Below are 22,168 nucleotides of genomic sequence, written 5' to 3'. Positions count from 1 at the left end.
GGTGGCACAGATGTTCTTCGGTCGCCATAAGACCACGCTGCCCACGCCCGAGGAGGCGCTCCCCGGCCGGGACCGCCCGGTTTTCGTCGGCGACTCCCGGCACACCGTCCTCGGTACCTCGTTCACCGGCCCGTTCCCGGCCGGGCTGGACACGGCCGTGTTCGGCCTCGGCTGCTTCTGGGGCGCCGAGCGCGCGTTCTGGCAGGTTCCCGGCGTGTACACGACCGCGGTCGGCTACGCCGGTGGATCCACGCCCAATCCGACGTACGAGGAGGTGTGTTCCGGCCAGACCGGGCACACCGAGGCGGTCCTGGTCGTGTTCGACCCGGCGAAGGTCTCCTACGCGGAGCTGCTGAAGGTGTTCTGGGAGGGGCATGACCCGACCCAGGGCATGCGCCAGGGCAACGACGTCGGCACCCAGTACCGCTCGGCGATCTACACGACGTCCGACGCGCAGGCGGCGGCGGCCGACGCGAGTCGGGACGGGTTCGAGAAGGTGCTGCAGGGCGCGGGCTACGGCCCGATCACCACCGAGATCGCCCCGGCGGGTCCGTTCTACCTCGCCGAGGAGTACCACCAGCAGTACCTGTCGGACGCCAAGAACCCCTACGGCTACTGCGGCCTCGGCGGCACGGGCCTGTCCTGCCCGGTCGGCGTGGCCGGGGTCGGTGCGGACCGTGAGGGTTCCGCGGGCGTGGCCTGACCCGTAGTCCGCGTCTCCCGGCCGGCGGTGGGGCCGCCGGCCGGTCGTTGCGTGCGCCGGGCGATCGGCTGACCTCCCGGGTTTGGGTGCCGCCGGGCGGTCAGCTCGCGGCGGCGTGTGGTCGCGAGGTCAACTCTGGGTGGTGTGCCGTGGTGCCGTGTCGTCGGCGGGGGCGGTGGGCGCGGGGCGGCGGGTCGCCCCGGTGAGTGCCCCGTCGATCGTGTGGACGTCCCGCCCCACCGGGACCCGGGCGATGCTGTCGACGACCGCGCTCGGCCGGTAGGGGAATCGCTCGATGTCGGCGTGCGTCGTGATGCCGGAGAGCACGAGCACGGTGTCCATCCCGGCCTCCAGACCGGCGACCACGTCGGTGTCCATCCGGTCGCCGATCACCACCGTCGTCTCGCTGTGCGCGGACAGGGTGTTCAGGGCGCTGCGCATCATCAGCGGGTTCGGCTTGCCGACGAAGTAGGGGGTGACCCCGGTCGCCTTGGTGATCATGGCGGCGACGGCACCTGTCGCCGGGAGGAGCCCCTCGACCGACGGACCGGTCGGGTCGGGGTTCGTCGCGATGAAGCGGGCGCCGTCGCGCACCAGCCGGACCGCTCGGGTGATCGCTTCGAAGCTGTAGGTCCGGGTTTCCCCGAGCACCACATAATCCGGGGAGCTGTCGCTGAGCACATATCCGATGTCGTGCAGCGCCGTGGTGAGCCCCGCCTCGCCGACGACATACGCCGAGCCGCCCGGCCGCTGCGTGTGCAGGAAGAGCGCGGTGGCGAGCGCGGAGGTCCAGATTCGCTCGGGCGGGATCTCCAGGCCCGAGCGGGACAGCCGTGCCGACAGATCGCGGGCCGTGTAGATCGAGTTGTTCGTCAGCACCAGAAAGCCGAGGCCCGCGGCGATGACGCCGGCGATAAACGCGTCCGCCCCGGCAATCGGGTGTTCCTCGTGGACGAGAACGCCGTCCATGTCGATGAGATAGTTCTCGATGATCCGTTCCGACATGGCCACTGATTCTGCCCGCCGCCCGGCCCGACGGCGGGCAGGGGTGGTCACTGGGAGCGGCGTCTCACAGCACAGCGACGCCGGCGGCCTGCTGGCTGGCCGGCAGCGTCAGACACAGAGCGGGGACGACGAGCCACTCCCGCAATCCCTCGTCGTGTGCGTACGTGTGCGCGTAGCCCGGGGTGCGGAACGGGCCGACCACCCCGCGGACCCGCCCACCCTGGCCACCGAGCACGACCACGGCCCACGCCGCGGCGTCGTCATCCGCCGCCCCGTCCGGCAAGGATGTGGATTCCCACCAGTACGGCCCACCCTCGACCATTCACGCCCCCTTGTGCACGTTTTTCAGCGGCCACCCAGGGCGGCGACACATGGTTCGGCAGGTCATCGCTCCGGGCGCGCAAATTCGCGCCGCTGGATGCCGTTGCCGAAATCATCGTCGTCTCGTCCCTCCGGTCGGCCCGGCGATGCGCCACGATGCACGCCGACGCCGTGGATGGCCCCCTCCGATATCGTGCGCTTTCCCGTCGCCTTGTCCACCGAAACGGCCGAATTTTTCTCGGCGATGTCCGGCGAGCAGCCCACGGAACGCGCGTCTGCATTGGCTGGTGCACGGCCGTTCTCATCCGGCATACGTTCGCGGCGCTCCGGGCACGGCCGAATCGAAAATGTGACGTACGTCGTCGAGTGCTCCGGCGACCCGCCGCGGGGTGGCGCGAGGGTGGCGCCCGGCGCGGGCCCGGTGGGGTGCGGGCCGGTCCGGTGAGGGCCCGGTGGGGCGCGGGCCGGTCCGGCGAGGGGCGAACCGGGTCGGGAGGCCGCGGGGGTGACCGGGGAGTGATCGGGAGGGGGCCGGGGCGGACCGGCGGCGATCCGGGCGCAACGTCCGGGTTGATTCGGGCGTCTGTTCTGTCGGTTACTTCTCGCGATGTGGGGGATCCGTGCGCCGGCGCCGTAACGATTACCGCAACTGGGAGGAACTGTCCCGCCAGGAACGCCGCCGGGGCCTCGCGATCCTCGGCGTGGCCGGCGCCGGCGCGGTGACCGCCGTCTACCTGATCGTCGGTGGCGGCGGCACGCAGGCCGAGGCCGGCGCGGTGGTCCCGCCGACCATCGATGTGAAGACCCAGCTCGCCACCTGGTACGCCACCACCGCCGGGGTCCGCGACGAGGTCGTGACCTCCGTCAACGCAGTGCGCACGGACATCCAGGCAGCCGACGGCACGGCACTGCGGCCGGCGTGCGTCCAGCTCGGTCAGGCCGTGGACCGGATCGGCGAGCTCGGCGTGCCGCCCGTCGCCGCCGCCAGCCAGACCTGGACCAACGGCGCCACCGCCTACGCCCAGGCCGTCACCACCTGCGGGAACCTCTTCGACGGCACCGCACTGCCCCCGCCGGTCCTGCTCCAGCGCACGACCGATGCCCTGAACACCGCCGATGGCCACTGGACGAGGCTGGCCGCCCAGGTCGGCGCGCCGGCGCAGATCGTCTCGACGAACTAGGCCTCGCGCCGGCGACCACGGGCACGGGACCTGGAACGGGACCTGGAACGGGACCTGGGAACGGCTGCCCTCGCCCGTCGCCCGTGGGCGTCTGCCCTGCCAGACTCGGGCAGGTGGACCATCTCGCGCTCATCGAGACCGAGGGCGTCGCGCTGCTGGCGACGACCAGCCGACATCTCGACACTCCCGTGCCCACCTGCCCGGGCTGGAGCTCGCGCCGCCTGCTGCGGCACGCCGGTCGCCTGCTACACAGCGTGAGTGTCGTCGTGTCGCGGGGCACGGCCGAGCCGCCGCCGCCGAATCCGCCCGCGCCCGCCGACGACGAGGGGCTGGTCGACTACTACCGGCGTTCCCTCGACGGCCTGCTGGACGTGCTGCGCGAGACCGATCCCGCCCGGCCGGCCTGGAACCACACCGGGGTCGCGCCGCCAGTCGCCGGGTTCTGGCGCCGCCGCCTCGCCCAGGAGCTCACCGTGCATCGCTGGGACGCCGACAACGCTGTCGGCGCCGCCCGCCCACCTGCGGCGGAGGTGGCCGCGGACGGCGTGGACGAGCTGCTGACCATCCTGCTGCCCGGCGGGCGCGCCCGGGCGACGAGTGCCGCAGCGGCGCACGGCGGCGTGCACGTCCATCTCACCGACGTCGAGGGAGAGTGGCTGGTCGCGCTGGCCGGCAATGACGTCACGGTGACCCGGGAGCACGCCAAGGGGGACGCCGCCCTGCGTGGCCCCGCCGCCGCGGTCCTGCTCGCCCTGTGGGGGCGGCTGCCGTTCGACAGTCCCGATCTCGCCGCCTACGGCGACGTCGCCCTGCTCCCGGCACTGCATCCCGGCGTCTGACCCCGGCTCGGCCGGGGCCGGGGTTGCACCGCGGTGGTGCCTCCCGGGTGTGCCACCGCACGGCGACGCCGAGGGCGGCGGGGGCGGCCGGGAGGCACCGAGGTGCCGGCACTCAGGTGCGGCTCGAAGGTGTCCGGAACCGCCCCTGGGGTGTCCGGAACCGCCCTGGGCGTGTCAGGGAACCGCCCTGGTGTCAGGAACCGCCCTGGGGGCGCCGGAACAGAGTCGCGGTCGGCGCGGCCGGGGTCAGGGTCGCCTTCGCCGGGGTGAACAGGAACGACTGCTGGGGCACGCCGTCCGGCCCGAGCAGGAACGCCCGCTCGATCGAGTCGACCGTGATGCGGGCCCCGCGGTCGACGCCCGCCCCGACGACGCGGGTGGCCTCGATCGTCGAGATGTCCTCGGCGACCGTGCCGGGGGGTAGCTCGACGGCCGTCGCGGCGGGGGTGTCCCGTTCGATGGCCCAGAGGGGGTAGATCTTGTTCGACCGGTAGGTCTCGCCGTTGCCGGACAACCGCACGCCGACCGACAGGCCGACCCAGCTGTTCTCCGTGTTCGGCGCCCCCACGGTGTTCTTACGGATGATCAGATAGAGGTAGTTGCGCGGGTCGCTGATCTTCGTGGTGGAGTTCGGCGCCTTGTTCTCGTCGACCTTGCCCTCGCGGGCGACCTCCTGCGCCATCACCCAGTAGGTCCACGGGTTGCGGTCCATCTGCCGCTCGCGGGCGTCGGCGTTCGGGTCGAGGGTGTCGGCGGCGGACAGGGCGAACCGCATCGGGCCGTCCGGGTTCTGGCACATGGCGTTGTTCAGCGTGCAGGTCCCGAGCAGCGGGTGGCCGCCCTCGGAGCGGCCGGTGAAGGGCTGCGTCGTGTGGTCGGGGCCCTGGATCACGGCGCTGCCGGGAATCGCGTTGCCGGCGGCGTCGATCTCCACCTGGTAGGTCCACTCGATGTCGGTGGTGCGGCCCCACTGTGCCATCAGCGCCGGGGTGGACGTGCCGCCGTCCTCGTTGCTCCACACGGTCGAGTAGGTCAGCAGCCGGTGCCCCGAGATCGCCGTCGGCGCCTCGGAGTGGAAGGCCAGCAGCGGCGTGTCCGTGATGGCGTTCTGGAACGGTCCGCCGGCCAGCGGGTCCGCCGCGGTCGCCGACGACGGCGCGCCGACGTCGGGGGAACCGGCGGCGGGCAGCGGCGTCGTCCGTCCATACACCACCGGGGCGTGGGCCAGCGCCTGGTAGCCGTTGTCCTGCGGCGTCACCGTCCGGAAGGTGAAGCCGGTCAGCCGGGCCGACGCGGCCGCCTGCGGCGAGCGGTCGGTGGCGAACTGCGCCCGCAGGGTGTGGTCGCCGGCGGCGAGGTGGCCCAGCGCCAGGCTCCGCTTGATCGGGAACGAGGCGGGGATGACGACGTCGGTGGCGTAGGTGTTGTCGACGAACAGGGACACCACGGCCGACTCGCTGCCCGGCGAGCCCCACGACACGCCGGGCGCGGCGGTGGTGACGTCGAGCAGGACCTCGCCCTCATTGGCGGTCCGGAACGGCAGCGAGGCGTCCTGCCCCCGGTTCAGCACGACCTCCGCCGGCGGTGCCGGCGCCTTGTCGCCGGAGCCGCACGCCCCGAGCCCGACCGTCAGTGCGGCCGCGGCCAGACCCGCACCGACCGCCCGCCGCAGTCCCCTCGACACCCGCGTTCCTCCCCGAAACCGGGGAGGTCGCCACCCGCGCGGCCGTTCCCCACGTCCCCGATTCCCGTACACATCCTGCTCTGTAGTGAATTGTCGTCCTGCACCGGTAGGGCCGGCGCGGGGTGGGCGGCCACGCGCCCGGTCGCGGCGACGATGGGTCCACGGCGATCGTCGTTGATGGCGGGAGAGTGGGGACATGGCACAGGGGCGGCACGGCGGATCGACGGGGGACAGGGCCGACGAGGGCGGCGGGGTCGCGGCCGGCGACGACGGATCGCCGCAGGCCGCCGGGCCCGCCGGGCCCGCCGGGACCGCCGGGACCGCCGGTACGGTGGCGGCCGATCCCTCGACCGCGGCGGCGCTCGCGGCGGGCATCACCCCGTCCCGGGTCTCCAGGAAGGAGTATGAGCGGGAACTCGCCCGCCTGCAGACCGAGCTGGTCCGGATGCAGGAATGGATCCGGCATACCGGCTTCCGGCTGGTGGTGGTCTTCGAGGGGCGGGACACCGCGGGCAAGGGTGGCACCATCAAACGCATCCTCGAGCGGCTCAACGCCCGCCAGTGCCGGGTCGTCGCGCTGGGCACGCCGACCGAGCGGGAACGCACCCAGTGGTACTTCCAGCGTTACCTGGCGCACCTGCCCGCCGCCGGCGAGATCGTGCTGTTCGACCGGAGCTGGTACAACCGGGCTGGGGTCGAACGGGTGATGGGATTCTGCACCGACGACGAGTACGACGACTTCCTGCGCACCTGCCCGCAGCTCGAGCGGGCGCTGGTCCGCGCCGGGATCGTCCTGGTGAAATACTGGCTCTCGCTGAGCGACGAGGAGCAGGAACGGCGTTTCCAGGAGCGCATCGACAATCCCGGAAAGCGGTGGAAGCTGTCGGCGATGGACCTGCAGGCGCGGGCCCGCTGGGTGGATTTCGCGGCGGCCAAGGACGAGATGTTCGCCTACACCGACATCCGGGAGGCGCCCTGGCACGTGGTGGACGCCGACGACAAGCGCACGGCCCGGCTCAACCTGATCAGCCATCTGCTGTCGGTCGTCCCGTACGGCGACGTGCCGCATGACCGTGTCGTCCTGCCCCCGCGGCAGGAGAAGGCCTACCAGCGGCCCCCGATCGACAGCCAGACCTGGGTGCCGCGCCGCTATGTGCGGGGCTGAGCGAGCCGCCCGCCGGGCCAGGCGACCCGCCGCGGGTGGCGCGCAGGTGCCACCTGACGAGGGTGAGTCGGCCCTCGCGCAACCGCCCTTTCGGTGCCGGTCGCGGCGCCGCGCCGGCCGTCCGTGGGGCGGCGCGGCCGGGTCGACGGACCCGCCGGCGGTGGCCGTAACCTCCCGCTGCCCGCGGTTCTTCGGCACTCACCCGCGGGCCCTCCCGCCGTTGACCGGGATATGTGTCGTTGCCCACGCCGCATTCACCGGGCGGGCCTCCGGGTCGATCCATTCGTTCAGCGGATACGGTACCCGGCAGGGAATGAACCGGACGACGGTCCGCGGCCGACCACCTGTGCGACCTGCGATTCGGGCGGGAGAGGGATTTCGTGCGCAAGTTCGTCATCATGGGAGTGCAGGGCAGCGGCAAGGGAACCCAGGCGACGATGCTGGCACGGGATTTCGACCTCGTCCACATAAGCGTCGGCGACGTCTTCCGCTGGAACGTACAGAATCACACGAAGCTGGGCGCCCAGGTGAAGCGGACGGTCGCCGCCGGCCACCTCGTCGGCGACGACCTCGTCGAATCGGTGGTGCGCACCCGGCTGGCCGACCACGACTGGAACTACGGCTTCATCATCGACGGATTTCCCCGCAACGCGCGGCAGGCGGAGTTCTTTCTGGAGAGCTACGACATCGACGGGGTCATCTACCTGGACCTCCCGGACGACGAGGTCTACCGGCGGGTGCTGGCCCGCCGGCTGTGCTCCCGCTGCGGCCTGGACTACAACCTGATAGCGAGCCGGCCGGTCATGCCGGACACCTGCGACGTCTGCGGAGCACGGCTGCGCAGGCGCGCCGACGACAATCCCCAGGCGCTGGCCGTGCGACTGCGTGACTATCACGAGAAGACCCAGCCGGTGATGGAGATCTTCCAGCGTAAGGAGTTCGTGGCCGTCGTCGACGCCCGCCGCGAGCCGCGGGCCGTCCAGACGGAGATCCGCGGGTACTTCAACCTGCCGGACCTGGCCCCCGCGGCGGTGTGATCCCCGTCGGCGCCGGCCGCCTCGTCAGCTCTTGGTGAAGACGATGGCGATCGCGTTGGACTGGCCGAGGCCCGCGGCGCCGAGGCTCCCGGTGACGCCGTGCCCGGTGAAGGCCAGCGCGCGCGCGACGCCGGGAATGCCGACGTCCGAGGTGATCCGGTAGCCGGCCGGTGGCAGCGCCGTGCGGTAGAACGCCGCCACCTTGTCGCTGGACACCCCCGACAGCGTCACCGTCGAGCTCTTCCCGGTGGTGGTGCCGACCTTCACCGTCGCGCCGGGCGGCACGGGGAAGCCCGCGGGGACGTTGGTGCCGCGCAGCGCGGCCGGTCCGGTCACCGCGTCGATCTTCCCCACCCCGGGGATGGAGGTCGACAGCGAGCTGGGCAGGGCGGTCGGCAGGGCCGTGGGCAGGCCGCTCGGCAGCGCGGTCGGCAGGGCTGTGGGCAGCGCCGTCGGCAGGCTCGCGCTGGCGCTCGGATCCGGCAGGTCGATGCCGTCCGAGCCGCAGCCGGCCGTCAGGCCGACGAGCCCGGTCAGGGCGAGCCCCGCCACGAGCACCGTGGCCCGACGGGCCCGACGGCCCTGCGGGCGCGGCGCGTCGAGAGCCTGACTGTCGGCCACGGTGGGGTCCTCCCGTTCGTCCCGCGGTTCCCGGGTCCCACTGCCGCGTCGCTTCAGGTAGCCGGTGAGGGCGTACGTGGTGGCGACGCGCCAGGGTGCCGATGGATGGCGGCCCGGAGTCGGCATTGTGCCGTTGCGTCCTCGCCGACCCTAGTCGTGGCCGGACGGCGGCTGCCCGAGGTGTCGGCTGACCGTCACGACTCCCGGTGCCGGGGGTACCGCCACCGGGTGCGGGGCCACCCGAACGTGGTGCCTACAGGTGCCGATTGCCCCCGCGTTCGACGTCCGCGCGTCCCGCCGCCTCGGGCCGCCCGCATCCGGGCTGACCTGGGGGTGAGCGGGACCCTCGACTGAAGATGGAGCAAAATTTCTGATTTGCGGCACGAAGGAGGTTTGGCGATGGTAGGGGCTGGGTACCCGGCAGGCGGGTACTTGCCCTGTTTGTCCGCTTCACCCGATCTCGGGAAGGATGGATCGACGTGCGGGATGCCGTAGGAGCTGCGGCCGGCGTGCCGCAAAGCTCGACCAACTGTCACTCTCCGTCGCGATGTCGGGGCGGTCTGGTGGGTTGCCCGCGAGGAAGGGTGCGTCGTGCCGAGCGTGGCCGAGTGTCGCGCGCATCGTCTCGCGGGCCAGCGCGACTGGACGAGGAAGTCCAGGAACATGCCGAACTGGCATTCCGATTTCTTCCGATATAGCCAGGTTCTCCGACGCGGTAAGTGAGGATATGTGTGCAGTACGAACTTCGGAGTGTCCCGCCCCGGTGTTCCGTGTTGAGCACCCGACACCTGTACGTTCTCTGAGCGTGGCGGTCACCAACAACGCGGTGATCGGTGTAGCCCTGGGCTACATCGAGGCGAACCCGGACGAGATGGACCTCATACGGTCCTTGGTCGTGCTGGCCCTGCACGGGCCTGCCATCACGGCACGTAGCACGACGCCGGCTCACGTCACCTGCCGCGCCGCGATCGTTTCCCCCGACTGGCGGGTTCTCGAGATCATGGATTCGGCCACGTCCGCCTGGCATCTGCCGGGCGGCCACGTGGACGCGGGTGACTCCTCCCTGCTCGGCGCGGCGCTCGGGCTCGCCGCCCGCCGCGCCGGAGTGGAGACGAACATGGTCATCCCCGGCGGAATCATCCCCTTCGACGTCGAGGCGAGGATCGTCGAGGCCGCGCCGACGCGCGGGGAACCCGAACACGTCCACTACGACATGACCTACCTGTTCCACGTCGAGGACCGCAGCCTCGCCGTGCCCGACTCCGTCAGCACCCGCGTCCGCTGGGTCGAGCCCGGTCAGGTCGCGGGCCGGCTCGGCACGAAGCTCACGAAGGCGTCCCGCCACTCCCGCCTGGTGACCTGATTCCGGATCGCGGGGTCGGGTGCCCCGCCGACCGGGTTGGATCCGAACCTCGCAGGTACAGCGCGAACGCCGCCGCGAAGCAGCAGGCCAGGGCGAGCTCCGACGCCGCGGCCGCCCGCGGGCTGCCGGCCCACAGCCCGCGGGCGAGGAGCAGTCCGAACACACCGCCGGCGACGCCGCCGACGGCGACGGTTACGGGCACGAACCAGGCGGGTACGCCGACCGGCGGGCGCGGGGCCCCCGCACCCGCCGCACCCGCCGCACCCGCCGCACCCGCCGCACCCGCCGCACCCGCCGGGGCGACCGGGGCGACCGGGCCGGCACGGCGACCGGCCCGGACGAGGGCCAGCACTCCCGCCGCGGCGGCCACCAGTCCGGCGCAGACCGGGCCGGTGACGTCGCCCGCGGCGTACCCCCCTGCCGTGAGCGCGAGGCCCAACAGGCAGAACGCCGCTGCGACCACCGCTGCCACCACCGCGCCGGCGCCGCGGGGACCGATCGGCGCCGGCTCGCGGTGGTTCGGGTGCTCTGGGCGGCTCGGCTGGCTCGGCGTCGTGATCAGGCCCGAGTCCCCGATCCTCGAGTCCCCGAGTTCCGAGTCCCCGAGTTCCGAGTCGCCGAGTTCCGAGTCGCCGATCCGTGAGTTATGCACTCCCGAGCCGCCGGGGCCCCGGTAAACCACTCCCGAGTCGCCGCTTCCCGAGCGGGCGGTCCCGGCGTGCGGGCCGTCGATCCAGCCGTCTGTACCGGCGATGGCCGGACCGGGGACGGCCTGGCTGATCAGCGGGAGCGCCTGCGCGGGCCAGGGGCGGGCGGCCGGGCGAGTCACCGGGACACCCAGGCCCTGGAGCTCGGCGGCCACCCGGGATGCGGTCGGCCGGTCTTCCGGCTTCTTCGCGAGCGCCCAGCCGACCAGGTCGGCGAGGTCGCCGGGCAGGTTCGTCAGGACCGGCGGGGAGCCCGCGACGGCGGCGTAGGCGTCGCGCGGCGCCACGTTGGGAAACGGCGGCGTCCCGGCGGCGGCGTAGGCCACGCAGCATCCCCAGGCGAAGACGTCGCAGGCCCGGGTGACGACGCCCGCGAAGCGTTCCGGCGCCATGAAGGCCGGGACGCCGATCGGCGGGCCCTTGGTGATGAGGCTTTCGTCGTCGGCCTGGATGCGGGCCAGGCCGAAGTCGATGACCTTGATGCCGTTCGGCAGGCAGATGACGTTCGCCGGGTGCAGGTCCCGGTGGACGATGCCGTGCGCGTGGATGTCGGCCACCGCCTCGGCGAGCTCGGCGGCGAGGGCCAGCAGGAAGCGGTGGGAAAAGACGCCGGTCTCGGACACGACCTGGCTCAGGTTGGCGCCCTGGACGTACTCGAGGGCGACCCAGGGCGGGCGGCCGTGCACGTCGGCGTCGAGGAAGCGGACCACCCGCTCGCTCGTCAGCGTCCGGTGGGTCGCCACCTCAGCGACGAAGCGCTCGTGCGAGTGCGGGATCTGGTTGGCACGGCCGGGGCTGCCCGGGATCTTCAGCGCGACCCGCCGACCGACGGAGTCGCGCGCCAGGTAGACGACGCCCATGCCGCCGGCACCGACGCGCTCCAGCAGCGTGTAGGGCCCGACCCGGCGGGGGTCGTCGTCGCGGAGAGGGTCGTGCTGCGCCATCGGAGACCTCCGGGAGCCACGCCGGTCCAGCCATCGGCCCAGAAGTCTCGCAGGCCGCGTCCGACCGGCCCACCCCATAGTTATCCAGAGGCTTGGGTGTCCGATTTATCCCTCTGGATAAGCGGGCGGGCAGCGGGCGGGCAGCGGGCGGGCAGGCGGGCGGGCGGCGGGCGGGCAGCGGGCGGGCAGGCGGGCGGGCGGGCGGCGGGCAGGAGGGCGGGTGCGGAGAGTGGCGGCTACGGGGTGTCGGCGACGAAGCGGAGGTAGCGGTCGGCGGAGCGGCGCACGGCGGCCCGGCCGTCGGCGCGGACCACGGTCTGCCAGAACGCGCCGTAGACGGCGTCGAAGTCGAACGGTTCGAGCAGGTCCAGCGCCCGGCGGACGACGCTGGGCCGCTCCGGGATGTAGTTCGGGTAGCTGTACATGAAGCTCACCCACCGGCGGTCGAGGACCACCTGCAGGATGTCGCCGGAGAACAGCGCCCCCCGCCCGCCCTCGCCCTGCGCCCAGTGCAGGACCGTGCCGCCGGCGAAGTGCACCCCGCCGTTGATCAGGGTCAGCCCGGCGCCGATCGTCAGCGCGTCGCCGGACCACAGCTCGACGGCGCCGTCCGGTCGGCCGAGCCACTCGGCGTCCGCGGCGTGGACGTAGATCGGGGCCCCGCCGAACGCCCGGCTCCAGTCGACCATCGCTCCGTAGAAGTGCGGGTGGCTGACCGCGATGGCGGTGACCCCGCCGAGTTCGGCGACCCGGCCGCCGAGGTCGTCGTCGAGGAAGGGCACGCAGTCCCAGAGGATGTTGCCCGCGTCCGTCTGCACGAGCAGCGCCCGCTGCCCGATGGAGATCTTCGGCTCGGCGCCGACGCCGGTCACCCGCTCGCCCTCCGGGCGCAGCACGCCGTGGTAGCCCTCGGCGCGCAGCCGGGCCAGCGACGTCCAGCGCTGCCCCTCCCACCCGACGTACTGCCGCTCGTCCTCGCAGACCGGGCAGTCGACCCGCTCGGCGCCGTACTGCACCCCGCAGGTCAGGCAGATCGGCAGGTCGAGATCGAGGTCGGGAAGGCGGAACGGCGGCACGGGCACCCCCGGGACGGGTCGGCGGCTGGGGTTCGTGGCTGGGGTTCGTGGGCTGGGGTTCGTGGTGGGGTGGTGGGCGGGGTGGCGGCCTGGTCAGTGGGCCACGAGCTGGCGGAACCGGCTGTGGTGGAACACCAACGGTGTCACGTTCGTGTCCGAACTGAGCGCATGGACGCGCAGCAGCGCGATGAGATGGTCGCCGGCCGCGACCTCCCGGACGAGCTCGCACTCCAGCGCCGCCGCCGAGTCCGCGACGAACAGCGCGCCGACGTCGCTGGCCCGCCAGGAGATGCCGGCGAACCGGTCGCCGTCGCGGGCGGAGAGCTGGCGGCAGGCGACGTCGTGGCTCTCGCCGAGGACGCTGACTCCCAACCGGGCCGGGTCCCGCAGCCGCGGCCAGGTCGTCGACGTGTTCGCCACGCACACCGACACCAGCGGCGGGTCGAGCGACACCGAGGTGAACGAGCTCACCGCCATGCCGACCGGCTCACCGTCGACGAGCGCGCAGACCGCCGTCACACCGCTGGGGAAACAGCCGAACGTCGAGCGCAGCAGCTTCGGGTCGGTCGCCGCGTCGACGACGGTCATCGGGGATCCCATCACACCCACGTTCTCCCTTGGAGATCAGAAGTCGAGCAGGTTGTCCCGGAACTGGCGGTGCGCGTAGCCGTCGCGGATCAGTCCCCGGCGCCGCAGGGCGGGCGCCAGCCCATCGGTGATCATGCTGATGCCCTCGCGGTACATCGGCTGCTGGATGAGGAAGCCGTCACCGCCGACCTCGTCCATCACCTCGCCCATCTGCGCGGCGACCGCGTCCGGCGTGCCGACGAGCTCGACGGCGCCCGACGCCGGGTAGGAGGCGAACTCCCGCAGCGTCATCCCGCCGCTCTTCTCGCGCAGGTTCTCGGTGGTGCTGCGGCTGGCGTTGGTCTGCAGCGCCGGCATCGGGGCGTCCAGGTCGAACTTCCCGAAGTCGATGCCGCTGTAGTAGGACATCCAGCCCAGATTGATCTCGACGTTCGCGGCCGCGGCGGCCAGCGCCCGTTGCCGCTTCTCCTCGGCCTCCCGCCGGGTCTCCCCGAGGACGGGGGCGATGTTGAACATCACCTTGCAGGAGTCGGGCTTGCGGCCGTGGGCGAGCGCCTTCGCGACGACGTCGTCGCGGAAGGCCTTCATCGTGTCGATGCCGGTGACGTTCGTCATCACCAGATCGACGTTCTTCGCGGCGAAGTCCCGGCCCCGGCCGGAGCCGCCGGCCTGGGAGAACACCGGGCGACCCTGCGGCGGCGGCAGCGAGTTCAACGGCCCGCGGGAGCGGTAGAACCGTCCGGAGAAGTCGATCGGGCGCACCTTGGCCGTGTCGACGTAGACGCCGCGTTCCCGGTCGATGACGAGGGCGTCGGGGTCCCAGGAGTTCCACAGCGCCTCGACCAGGGCGACCCATTCGTCGCCGGCGTCGTAGCGGGCGTCGTGGTCGGCCTGGGCGTCGGCGCCGTAGTTCTGCGCGGTGCGGTCGTTGTGCGACATGACGAGGTTCGCTCCGCCGCGGCCGTGCGAGATGTGGTCGAGGGTGGCCAGCGTCCGGGCCGCCAGGTACGGCGGGTGGAAGGTGGTCGTCAGGGTCGGCAGAATGCCCACGTGCTCGGTCGCGGTGAGCATGAACGGCGCCATCACGAACAGGTCCTGCTTGGGCGCGTGGAATCCGTTGTGCAGGGCGAAGTCCATGTTTCCGCGGAAGACGTCCGGGATGAAGTGGGCGTCCTCCAGGATGATGCAGTCGAAGCCGGCTCGTTCCACCGCCTTCGCGGTGTCGATGTAGAGCTGGGGGTGCAGCCACTCGGTGGCGCCCTCGCCGGACCACATCCCGTTCCAGGACTGGACGCCGCAGCCGGTGAACAGGCCCAGGTGAAACATCGTCGCTCCCCGTTCTCGATCGGGCGTTCTGGAGTGGGCGTTCTGGATCGGGCGTTCTGGGTCGGGCGTTCTGGGTCGGGCGGTCAGAACTCGAGCAGGTTGTCCCGGAAGTGCTCGTGCGTGTACGACTCGCGGATCAGGCCGCGGCGCTTGAGCGCGGGCGCGAGGCCGTCGGCGATCTGGGCGATGGAGTGCCGGTCGACGTCGTTGGAGATGAGGAAGCCGTCGCCGCCGACCTCCTCCATGGCCTCGCCCATCAGCGCGGCGACGGTGTCCGGGGTGCCGACGAGCTCCAGCGACGTGGTCGTCTCGTGGGTGGAGACGAGCTCGCGCAGCGTCTTGCCGTCCTCGCTGTCCTTGGCGTAACGCGTCATCGAGCTCTGGTGGCCGTTGACCTGCCCGCTGAGGTCGGGCAGCGGCTTGTCGAGGTCGAACGTCGAGAAGTCCAGGCCGCTGAAGTAGGACATCACCGCGAGCTGCGTCTCGATCGCCGCCTGCTCGCGCTGGGCGGCGCGCAGGCGCCTGCGCTTCTCCTGCGCCTCGGCGTCGGTCTCGGCGAGCACCGGGCGGATGAGGTAGAGCACCTTGCAGTCCGCGGGCTTGCGGCCGGCCGCGATGAGCCGGGCGGACATGTCCTCCCGGTAGGCCTTCATCGCCGCGACGCCGAGCGGGACGCAGATGACCGTGTCGGCGTTGCGGGCGGCGAACTCGCGCCCGGCCGGGGAGCCGCCGGCCTGGCAGATCACCGGGCGGCCCTGCGGGCCGGGGACGGCGTTCAGCGGGCCGCGGCAGCGGAAGAACTCGCCCTCGAAATCGATGGTGTGCACCTTGCTGCCGTCCGCGAACGTGCCCGTCTCCTCGTCGAAGACGACCGCGCCCGGCTCCCAGGACCCCCACAGCTTCCCGACGAGGTCCATCCACTCGTCGGCCATCCGGTAGCGCAGGTCGTGCTCGAAGTGCTCGGCGTGGCCGAAGTTCTGGGCCGCCCGGTGGCTGGAGGAGGTGACGAGGTTCCCGCCGACCCGGCCGCGGGTGAGGTGGTCGAGGGTGACCAGCATGCGGGCGGCCATGAACGGCGGGTAGAACGACGTCGACATCGTCGGGATGAGGCCGATCCGCGAGGTCGCCTGGCCGAGGATGCCGATGAGCGCGGTCGGGTCGTGCCGCGGGCATTCCATGTTGTACTTCAGGTAGGTGTCCATGCTCCCGCCGAAGGCGTCGGGAATCATCAGACCGTCCTCGAAGATCATGTAGTCGAAGCAGGCCCGTTCGAGGGACCGGGCCATGTCCACATAGAGGTCCGGCATCATCCACTCGCGGGCACCGGCGCCGGACCAGGTGCCTTTCCAGGACTGCACGCTGAAGCCGTGTCCGACGAACCATCCCATGTGGAACATGTATTCTCCCTTGGAACTTCGAACCTGGAACCCTGTGCCTGGAACTCCCGTGCTGTCCGAAAGCACATCTCAGCCGTGTTTCGGAACGACGGCCGGCCGGTACGGCGGATATTGCGCCGGTGGCAGGCCGGCGCGCCGCTCGTCTTTCGCCTGCGGCGTCGCGAACGCGGGCCGGTCGGCGACGAAATCGCCCGCGCGGCCGGTGGGGGCCGCGCGGGCGATCCGGCTGGTCGTGGCTACTGGCTCTTCGACAGGTGGGCGAAGTCGATCGCTCCCTCGGAGCGGTAGACGTAGCCGTCGACGTTGCTGCGGAAGACGACGTTCGGCTGGTCGAAGGCGATGGGGATCTCAGGCTGGCCGTTCTGCCAGATCTGCTGCGCCTGGTTCCAGTACTTGCCGGCCTCGGGGAGCAGCGGGTCGCCGGCCTGGTTACCCTTCTCGACGGCCGCGTAGTACGCGTCGTCCGACCAGTTGGAGGTGTTGAGCGGCGAGCCCTTCGTCAGCGACAGCAGCAGCTCGTACGGCGGCGACTGGCTGATCGCCTTGTTCAGCGTGAGCTGGATGTCGAACGACTTGTTCTCCTTCTGGTCCGACACGGCGGTCGCCGTCTGCTTGTCGACGGTGAAGGTGAATCCCGCGTCGGCCGCCGCGGACTGGATCTGGACCGCGGCCTGCTCCAGGGCCGGGATGCTGTTCTCGACCAGGATCTTCGCGTTGACGCTCTTCACCCCCGCCTGGGCGAGCAGCGCCTTGGCCTTGGCCGGGTCGTACGCACCCTGCCGCAGCCCGTCCGTGGTGTAGTTCGGGTAGTGCGGGTTGATGAAGCCCTTCATCGGGTCGCCGCGGCCCATGAAGACGTCATCGATGATCTTCTGGTAGGGGATCGCGTAGCTCAGCGCCTGGCGGACGAGCGGATTCGTGAACGGCGCCCTGGTGGTGTTGATGAACGTGTCGAGGTACTCGATGGAGTCGACGTTGAAGGTCTTGAGCTTCGAGTCCTTGGCCATCGACACCACGTCGGACGGGCGGAGCTGGACGGCGATGTCGGCATCGCCGTTCTGGAGCAGGTTGGTGCGGGTGCCGGGGTTCGTCACGACCTTCTGGGTGATGGTCTTGATCGCCGGCTCGCCCTCCCAGTAGTTCGGGTTGGCTTTCAGCACCAGGCTCTGACCGGGGGTGAACTTGTCCAGCGTGTAGGCGCCGAAGCCGTAGTTCCCGTTCTTCGCCGACCACTTGACCGCGTACGGGTCGTCCTTCGTCGCGTGCTCCTTCAGCAGCGTGCTGTCGAAGATGTCGCCGCTGACGTTCGCGAGCAGGGACAGCAGGGTGAAGCCGTCGCCGGGCCGGTCGATGGTGATGCTGACCGTGTGCGCGTCGACCTTCTTGAACTGCTTCGCCGGGTCGTAGATGGCCGGCTTGGAGATGAACGGCGCGACCGACGTCGAGTTCCACTTGCGCTCGTAGGAGTACAGGACGTCGTCGGCGGTCAGCTCGTGGCCGGCGACGCTCTTGACGCCCTCGCGCAGGTGGAAGGTGTAGGTCAGCTTGTCGGGGCTGACGTCGTAGCTCTTCGCCAGCTCGCCCTCGAACTTGAAGAAGTTCTGCATCGGCGAACCGTTCGGCCGGTCGGCCGTGACCGTCGGATTGCGCACGAGCTGCGCCTGGGTGTTGATCTGGAACTCGAAGCCCTCGTAGGTGAACGCCCCCGCGTCGTAGGCGAACGCCGTCGGCAGCGCGGCCACCGCCTCGGTGAGGGAGTCCGTGTTACCGGAGGAACCCGAGGACGAGGAGGACGACGAGCTGGAACTGCCGGCACAGGCGGCCAGCGTGAGGGCCAGCCCGCCGGCGACGGTCGCGCTGGCCGCGCGGGCGAGCCGGCGGTGCCCGCCGGAGTCGGCGACCGCGGCTCCCGGACGGTCACCTCGTGGCGAGGCGAGACGGACACGCATCAGTGCACTCCTGTCAGAGAACGAAGCGAGACGCCGTGCTGGGGGGTCGCCGGCAGAGGGATTCCGGGCGCAGGGAATGCCGGCGGCGGGTTGAGGTGGGACGGGTGGGCGGGCGGCGGCGATTACCGGCCGCGCCGGCCGCCGAGCAGGGTCGACGAGGTGGTGGCGATGATCGCCACGGTGAGGATCAGGGCGAGGGTCGGGAAGGTGGCCGGCCACCAGTTGCCCACCGCCGCGTCGGTCGCCCCGCGGGAGATCATCGAGCCCCACTCGGGCTTCGGCGTGGGCAGGCCGGCGCCGAGGAAGCCCAGCGAGGCGGTCAGGATGATGCTCACCGCGAAGATGACCGACATGTTCTCCAGCGCCGGTCGGCAGGAGTTCGGCAGGACGTGGCGCAGGGTCAGCCGCAGCTCGCTGAGCCCGGCCATCCGGGCGGCGTCGACGTAGGCGTCCGAGCGGACCCGCAGCACCTCGGTGCGCACGAGGCGGGCCTGCAGCGGGGCGAGCACGACGGCCAGGGTCAGGACCAGCGTGGTGACGGAGGCGCCGTAGAAGGCGACGGCGACGAGGCCGAGCAGCATGCCGGGTACCGCCTGGACGAAGTCGACGACCCGCCCGACGATCCGGGCGATCACGCCGCGCGGGCCGCGGGAGGACTCGTTCATGCCGGTCAGCAGGCCGAGCAGCGCGCCGGCCGCGGTCGCCAGCAGCACGACGACGGTGGCCACCCAGACGTTGGTCCGGGTTGCGGCCAGCGTCTGGGAGAACACGTCGAGACCGGAGGTGTCCGTGCCGAACAGGTGGTCCCCGCTCGGCGGCGCCGACGTCGGGCCGCTGACCCGCTCGGGGTTGTGCGGCGCCACCCACGGGCCGATGATCGCAATGATGACCAGCACGGCCAGCGGCAGCAGCCGCAGTACGACAGGCAGCCAGCGCCGCAGGCCGCCGCCGGTGGAGCTCGGGGCGGCCGGGGTGCTCTCGGTCGCCGGCGCGCCGGGGGCGCCGGGGGCGCCGGCGGGTAGGGGGCCGAGCGCTGCCGGGGCGACGCCCACGGTCGGTGTGGTGGTCACGATCCCTCCGTCCGGACCCCGGGCCGCCGCCGCGGGTCGAGGCTCATGTTCACGAGGTCGACGATGAGGAAGACCACCAGCGACACGGCGGCGACGATCACCAGGAAGCCCTGCATGGCCGGGATGTCACCGCTGCTCACGGCGTCGCCGAGGTAGCCGCCGATCCCGGTGAACCCGAAGATCGACTCGACGATGACGGCGCCGCCCAGCGCGTAGCCGAACAGCGTCCCCGAGGTCGTGACCGCCGGCGGCAGCGCGCGGCGGAACAGGCTCGCCCGCACCATCGCCCGGGAGGCGCCCGAGGCGATGCGGAACCGCGTCGGCGGGGCGTCGACGGCCTCCTCCAACCCGGCGATCAGCATCTTCACCAGAACCCCGGCCTGGCTGATCACCAGCGTGCCGACCGGGAGCACCAGGTGGCCCGCCATCGACCACGTCGCGTCGAGGTGGCCGGTCAGGAGAGTGTCGAGGAACGGCAGCCCGGTGACCTTCGGGACGTCGTCGACGCCGGAGCCCAGCCGGCCCAGCGGCGCGGGTGCCCAGTGCAGGGTCGCGTAGAACACGAACACCGCGGCGACGCCGATGGCGAAGTCGGGCAGGCCGCCGGCGACCCGGGCGTAGCCCCGCACCACGTAGGACAGCGGGTTGCGGGGCCGCACGACCGCCAGGTAGGACAGGCCGACCGCCAGCAGGATCGAGAAGAACAGGCTCATCAGCGCGAGCTCGATCGTCGCCGGCAGCCGGTCGCTGAACTCGTGGGCCACCGGCCGACCCGTCATGATCGAGTTGCCGAGGTCGAGCTGGACGGTGTGCCCCAGGTAGCGCAGGAGCTGGTGAAGCAGGCTGCCGTCGAGGCCGAGCTGTTTCTGGATCGCGGCGTAGTTTGCCCTGTCGGCCTGGCCGCCGGTCAGCACCGCCACCGGATCGCCGGGGATGCTCTGCACGAGCAGGAACGACACGGCCGCGAAGACGAGCAGCTGGAACGGCAGCGCGATGATCCTGCCCAGCCACCACCGCTGTCGGCGCAGTATCTCCCTCATCAGGCTGGCCCTTCCTGTGCGGCCGGGCCGCGGAAGGCGGCCAGCAGGCTGCGGGTGTAGTCGTGGCGGGGGGAGTTCAGGACCGTGCTCGTCGGCCCGTCCTCGACGATCTGCCCGCCGCGCATCACGACCAGGCGCTCGCAGACGAACGCCGTCGCCGGCAGGCCGTGCGAGACGAACACCAGGGCGGCGTCGCGTTCGACGCAGTAGCGCTTGAGGAAGTTCAGGATCGACCCCTGCACGGAGACGTCGAGGGCGGAGACGACCTCGTCGCAGACGAGCAGGTTCGGCTCGACGACCAGGGCGCGGGCGATCGCGAAGCGCTGGCGCTGCCCGCCGGAGACCTCGCCGGGATGGCGGTCCGCCAGCGCCGGGGACAGCCCGAGCATCGACACCGTGGCGTCGACCCGCGCGTCGGCGGCCCGCCGGTCGAGCCCGGCCAGGCGCTGCGCGGGAGTGCGGATCGAGTCCCGCAGGGTGCGCAGCGGGTCGAACGACGACGTGGTGTCCTGGGCGACGAACTGCACCTCGCGGCGCAGCTCCAGCCGGGAGGCGCGCAGCTTGAGCAGGCTGCGCAGCGGCGCGCCGTTGAAGCTGATCGAGCCCGCCGACGGCGCGTCCAGGCCGACCATCATCCGGGCCAGCGTGGACTTGCCGGAACCGGACTCGCCGACGACGCCGATCCGCGAGCCCGGCGTCACCTCCAGGGTCACCGCGTCGACGGCCACGTGCCGGCGGTGCTGCGGGCCGAACGACTTCGACACCCCGTCCACGGTCATCTGGGCGAACCGGTCCATCAGTCCTGGCCCTCCGTCCGTGCGCTGGGCACCTCGGCGGGCGCCGCGGGTCGGGTCTCGGCGGCGACGGAGGCGAGCGTCGGCAGCTCGTCGAGCTCGGCGGACTCCAGCGTGGGCACGCAGCGCAGCAGCGCGACCGTGTACGGGTGGGTGGCCGTGTCGACGAGGCGCGCCGACGAGCGCTGTTCGACGATCCGCCCGCCGTACATGACGAACGTGCGGTCGGTGTACTCCTGCGCGAGCAGGATGTCGTGGCTGATCACGAGCACGCTGGTCCCGCTCTCCCGGGTCAGCGCGAGCATGGTCTCCATCGCCTCCCGGGCCAGGGAGGCGTCCAGGGCGCTGGTCGGCTCGTCGGCGATGAGCAGCTTCGGGCCGCCGCACAGCGCGATCGCGATCATCGCGCGCTGCCGCATGCCGCCGGAGAGCTCGTACGGCCGGGCCCGCAGGACCCGCTCGGTGTCGCGCAGGCCCACCTTGTCCAGCCAGTAGCGGGCCCGGTCGCGCACCTCGGCCCGCTTCGGTCGCCCGCCACCGCCACCGCCACCGCCACCGCCGCCACCGCCACCGGTCCGGGCCGCGGCTCGGATCACCGCCCGCAGCTGGCCGCCGATCGGCCACACCGGGTCCAGCGTCGTCATCGCGTCCTGGAAGATCATCGACAGGCCGGGAGTCCGTTCGGGCAGCCGCGAGCGGGCCACCCGGGACAGCGCGGCGCCGTCGAAGTCCAGCCGGGAGTGCTCGATGCGCACGTTGTCCTGGGTGAGGAAGCCCGCGAGCGCGAGGCCCAACGTGGTCTTCCCGGACCCGGACTCGCCGACGAGCGCCACCCGTTCGCCGTGGCCGAGGGTGAAGCTGACGTCGTCCACGGCGGTGACGTCGCCGTGCGACGTACCGTAACGGACCGTCATGCCCTCGACGGTGAGGATGGGTCTGCCGGTCAGGCCGGAGACCGCGCTGCGAGGCTCCGCCTCGTCGATCACAATGCCAGTGGTCAATGCCCACCGCCCCAGGTCGTCCGCGTGACGGCGGGTTTGCGCCACCGGTCACCGTGGGGACAACAGTCGCGGCTGTGTGTTTCTCGTCGTCGCGAGGCGGGTAACCCGCGCATTGCGCCGATGATCGTGATGGGGAAGTCGCTGCGGCGTAGGCAGAAACGTCTGGTTACGCCGTTGCGACGATTTCCGCCGGCGACGCGCTGATCGGTTCGCTGGTCGGTCCGCTGATCAACCTGCTGGTTGGTCCGCCGATCGGTTTGCTGATCGATCGGCGCAGGCCCGGCGGTCGACCTGCGGGCCTGGGGGGCGGCCCGGTCGGCTGGTCCGGTCGCGGCCCGGCGCCGGCCGGTTTCTTTC

General features: G+C 71.8%; 21 protein-coding genes. 6 read left to right on the top strand and 15 right to left on the bottom strand.

Annotation, left to right across the window (positions count from 1 at the left end; all coding sequences use genetic code 11):
- Positions 1–10 precede the first annotated feature (10 nt).
- A complete protein-coding gene (gene msrA, locus FRAAL_RS27045; protein ID WP_041939845.1) occupies positions 11–703 on the top strand; it encodes a peptide-methionine (S)-S-oxide reductase MsrA in 693 nt (230 codons plus the stop codon).
- Between the two features lie 129 nt (positions 704–832).
- Here the strand turns inward: msrA and FRAAL_RS27040 are convergent, their stop codons facing one another.
- The 3 genes from FRAAL_RS27040 to FRAAL_RS33345 all read right to left on the bottom strand — a co-directional run bounded on the left by FRAAL_RS27040 (position 833) and on the right by FRAAL_RS33345 (position 2,341).
- Positions 833–1,708, bottom strand: a complete 876-nt coding sequence (locus FRAAL_RS27040) for an HAD-IIA family hydrolase (RefSeq protein WP_041939844.1) — start codon at positions 1,706–1,708, stop codon at positions 833–835.
- A gap of 64 nt (positions 1,709–1,772) precedes the next feature.
- Positions 1,773–2,030, bottom strand: coding sequence for a hypothetical protein (locus FRAAL_RS27035; RefSeq protein WP_157892236.1), 258 nt, complete (start codon positions 2,028–2,030; stop codon positions 1,773–1,775).
- Between the two features lie 62 nt (positions 2,031–2,092).
- Complete coding sequence (locus FRAAL_RS33345) at positions 2,093–2,341, bottom strand: hypothetical protein (protein ID WP_011607248.1); 249 nt, start codon at positions 2,339–2,341, stop codon at positions 2,093–2,095.
- Between the two features lie 308 nt (positions 2,342–2,649).
- On the opposite strand from FRAAL_RS33345, the gene FRAAL_RS27030 reads away from it, so the two are divergent.
- Positions 2,650–3,210 (top strand): hypothetical protein, encoded by a 561-nt coding sequence (locus FRAAL_RS27030; protein WP_011607247.1) that lies wholly within the window; start codon positions 2,650–2,652, stop codon positions 3,208–3,210.
- 113 nt (positions 3,211–3,323) lie between these two features.
- Complete coding sequence (locus FRAAL_RS27025) at positions 3,324–4,049, top strand: maleylpyruvate isomerase family mycothiol-dependent enzyme (protein ID WP_011607246.1); 726 nt, start codon at positions 3,324–3,326, stop codon at positions 4,047–4,049.
- Positions 4,050–4,242: 193 nt separating this feature from the next.
- Here the strand turns inward: FRAAL_RS27025 and FRAAL_RS27020 are convergent, their stop codons facing one another.
- Positions 4,243–5,733, bottom strand: a complete 1,491-nt coding sequence (locus FRAAL_RS27020) for a hypothetical protein (protein WP_011607245.1) — start codon at positions 5,731–5,733, stop codon at positions 4,243–4,245.
- Between the two features lie 196 nt (positions 5,734–5,929).
- Here FRAAL_RS27020 and ppk2 point away from each other — a divergent pair, with 196 nt between their 5' ends.
- Positions 5,930–6,898, top strand: a complete 969-nt coding sequence (ppk2, locus tag FRAAL_RS27015) for a polyphosphate kinase 2 (RefSeq protein ID WP_231861370.1) — start codon at positions 5,930–5,932, stop codon at positions 6,896–6,898.
- Positions 6,899–7,278: 380 nt separating this feature from the next.
- Positions 7,279–7,935: an adenylate kinase family protein gene (locus FRAAL_RS27010; RefSeq protein WP_011607242.1), complete on the top strand. Its 657-nt coding sequence runs from the start codon at positions 7,279–7,281 to the stop codon at positions 7,933–7,935.
- Positions 7,936–7,959: 24 nt separating this feature from the next.
- On the opposite strand, the gene FRAAL_RS27005 is transcribed toward FRAAL_RS27010, so the two are convergent.
- Complete coding sequence (locus tag FRAAL_RS27005; RefSeq protein WP_231861369.1) at positions 7,960–8,682, bottom strand: DUF3040 domain-containing protein; 723 nt, start codon at positions 8,680–8,682, stop codon at positions 7,960–7,962.
- 700 nt (positions 8,683–9,382) lie between these two features.
- Here FRAAL_RS27005 and FRAAL_RS27000 point away from each other — a divergent pair.
- A complete protein-coding gene (locus tag FRAAL_RS27000) occupies positions 9,383–9,919 on the top strand; it encodes an NUDIX hydrolase (protein WP_011607239.1) in 537 nt (178 codons plus the stop codon).
- Here the strand turns inward: FRAAL_RS27000 and FRAAL_RS30780 are convergent.
- From FRAAL_RS30780 to FRAAL_RS26950, 10 genes are all read right to left on the bottom strand, one after another.
- Positions 9,882–11,570 carry a serine/threonine-protein kinase gene (locus tag FRAAL_RS30780; RefSeq protein WP_157892235.1) on the bottom strand — a complete coding sequence of 563 codons (1,689 nt, stop codon included), beginning with the start codon at positions 11,568–11,570 and terminating at the stop codon, positions 9,882–9,884. The two genes, FRAAL_RS27000 and FRAAL_RS30780, sit on opposite strands and share 38 nt — an antisense overlap.
- Positions 11,571–11,806: 236 nt before the next feature.
- The gene (locus FRAAL_RS26990) at positions 11,807–12,652 is read right to left on the bottom strand and encodes an MBL fold metallo-hydrolase (protein WP_011607237.1); all 846 of its coding nucleotides are present in this window, start codon (positions 12,650–12,652) and stop codon (positions 11,807–11,809) included.
- Positions 12,653–12,739: 87 nt separating this feature from the next.
- On the bottom strand, positions 12,740–13,246 hold the full coding sequence (locus FRAAL_RS26985; protein ID WP_231861367.1) for a flavin reductase family protein: 507 nt from the start codon (positions 13,244–13,246) through the stop codon (positions 12,740–12,742).
- Between the two features lie 24 nt (positions 13,247–13,270).
- Positions 13,271–14,560 carry an NtaA/DmoA family FMN-dependent monooxygenase gene (locus FRAAL_RS26980; protein ID WP_011607235.1) on the bottom strand — a complete coding sequence of 430 codons (1,290 nt, stop codon included), beginning with the start codon at positions 14,558–14,560 and terminating at the stop codon, positions 13,271–13,273.
- A gap of 83 nt (positions 14,561–14,643) precedes the next feature.
- Positions 14,644–15,957 carry an NtaA/DmoA family FMN-dependent monooxygenase gene (locus FRAAL_RS26975; protein WP_041939842.1) on the bottom strand — a complete coding sequence of 438 codons (1,314 nt, stop codon included), beginning with the start codon at positions 15,955–15,957 and terminating at the stop codon, positions 14,644–14,646.
- Between the two features lie 236 nt (positions 15,958–16,193).
- The gene (locus FRAAL_RS26970) at positions 16,194–17,906 is read right to left on the bottom strand and encodes an ABC transporter substrate-binding protein (RefSeq protein ID WP_011607233.1); all 1,713 of its coding nucleotides are present in this window, start codon (positions 17,904–17,906) and stop codon (positions 16,194–16,196) included.
- A gap of 122 nt (positions 17,907–18,028) precedes the next feature.
- The gene (locus FRAAL_RS26965; protein ID WP_011607232.1) at positions 18,029–18,976 is read right to left on the bottom strand and encodes an ABC transporter permease; all 948 of its coding nucleotides are present in this window, start codon (positions 18,974–18,976) and stop codon (positions 18,029–18,031) included.
- Positions 18,973–20,016: an ABC transporter permease gene (locus FRAAL_RS26960; protein WP_011607231.1), complete on the bottom strand. Its 1,044-nt coding sequence runs from the start codon at positions 20,014–20,016 to the stop codon at positions 18,973–18,975. Before FRAAL_RS26960 ends, FRAAL_RS26965 begins: the two co-directional genes overlap by 4 nt.
- Positions 20,016–20,813 carry an ABC transporter ATP-binding protein gene (locus FRAAL_RS26955; protein WP_011607230.1) on the bottom strand — a complete coding sequence of 266 codons (798 nt, stop codon included), beginning with the start codon at positions 20,811–20,813 and terminating at the stop codon, positions 20,016–20,018. Before FRAAL_RS26955 ends, FRAAL_RS26960 begins: the two co-directional genes overlap by 1 nt.
- Positions 20,813–21,811: an ABC transporter ATP-binding protein gene (locus tag FRAAL_RS26950; protein ID WP_197537228.1), complete on the bottom strand. Its 999-nt coding sequence runs from the start codon at positions 21,809–21,811 to the stop codon at positions 20,813–20,815. Before FRAAL_RS26950 ends, FRAAL_RS26955 begins: the two co-directional genes overlap by 1 nt.
- Positions 21,812–22,168 lie beyond the last annotated feature (357 nt).

The organism is Frankia alni ACN14a (genome assembly GCF_000058485.1).
GTDB classification, from domain to species: domain Bacteria; phylum Actinomycetota; class Actinomycetes; order Frankiales; family Frankiaceae; genus Frankia; species Frankia alni.
This window is presented reverse-complemented; position numbering and strand designations above follow the sequence as displayed.

Bases quoted from the DNA above. Each gene is read 5' to 3' on its own strand.
- FRAAL_RS26970 (WP_011607233.1), bottom strand. From the start codon at position 17,906: ATGCGTGTCCGTCTCGCCTCGCCACGAGGTGACCGTCCGGGAGCCGCG.
- FRAAL_RS26955 (WP_011607230.1), bottom strand. From the start codon at position 20,813: ATGGACCGGTTCGCCCAGATGACCGTGGACGGGGTGTCGAAGTCGTTC.
- FRAAL_RS27005 (WP_231861369.1), bottom strand. From the start codon at position 8,682: ATGCCGACTCCGGGCCGCCATCCATCGGCACCCTGGCGCGTCGCCACC.
- FRAAL_RS30780 (WP_157892235.1), bottom strand. From the start codon at position 11,570: ATGGCGCAGCACGACCCTCTCCGCGACGACGACCCCCGCCGGGTCGGG.
- FRAAL_RS27040 (WP_041939844.1), bottom strand. From the start codon at position 1,708: ATGTCGGAACGGATCATCGAGAACTATCTCATCGACATGGACGGCGTT.
- FRAAL_RS27035 (WP_157892236.1), bottom strand. From the start codon at position 2,030: ATGGTCGAGGGTGGGCCGTACTGGTGGGAATCCACATCCTTGCCGGAC.
- FRAAL_RS26980 (WP_011607235.1), bottom strand. From the start codon at position 14,560: ATGTTTCACCTGGGCCTGTTCACCGGCTGCGGCGTCCAGTCCTGGAAC.
- FRAAL_RS26960 (WP_011607231.1), bottom strand. From the start codon at position 20,016: ATGAGGGAGATACTGCGCCGACAGCGGTGGTGGCTGGGCAGGATCATC.
- ppk2 (WP_231861370.1), top strand. From the start codon at position 5,930: ATGGCACAGGGGCGGCACGGCGGATCGACGGGGGACAGGGCCGACGAG.
- FRAAL_RS26975 (WP_041939842.1), bottom strand. From the start codon at position 15,957: ATGTTCCACATGGGATGGTTCGTCGGACACGGCTTCAGCGTGCAGTCC.
- msrA (WP_041939845.1), top strand. From the start codon at position 11: ATGTTCTTCGGTCGCCATAAGACCACGCTGCCCACGCCCGAGGAGGCG.
- FRAAL_RS33345 (WP_011607248.1), bottom strand. From the start codon at position 2,341: ATGCCGGATGAGAACGGCCGTGCACCAGCCAATGCAGACGCGCGTTCC.
- FRAAL_RS26985 (WP_231861367.1), bottom strand. From the start codon at position 13,246: ATGGGATCCCCGATGACCGTCGTCGACGCGGCGACCGACCCGAAGCTG.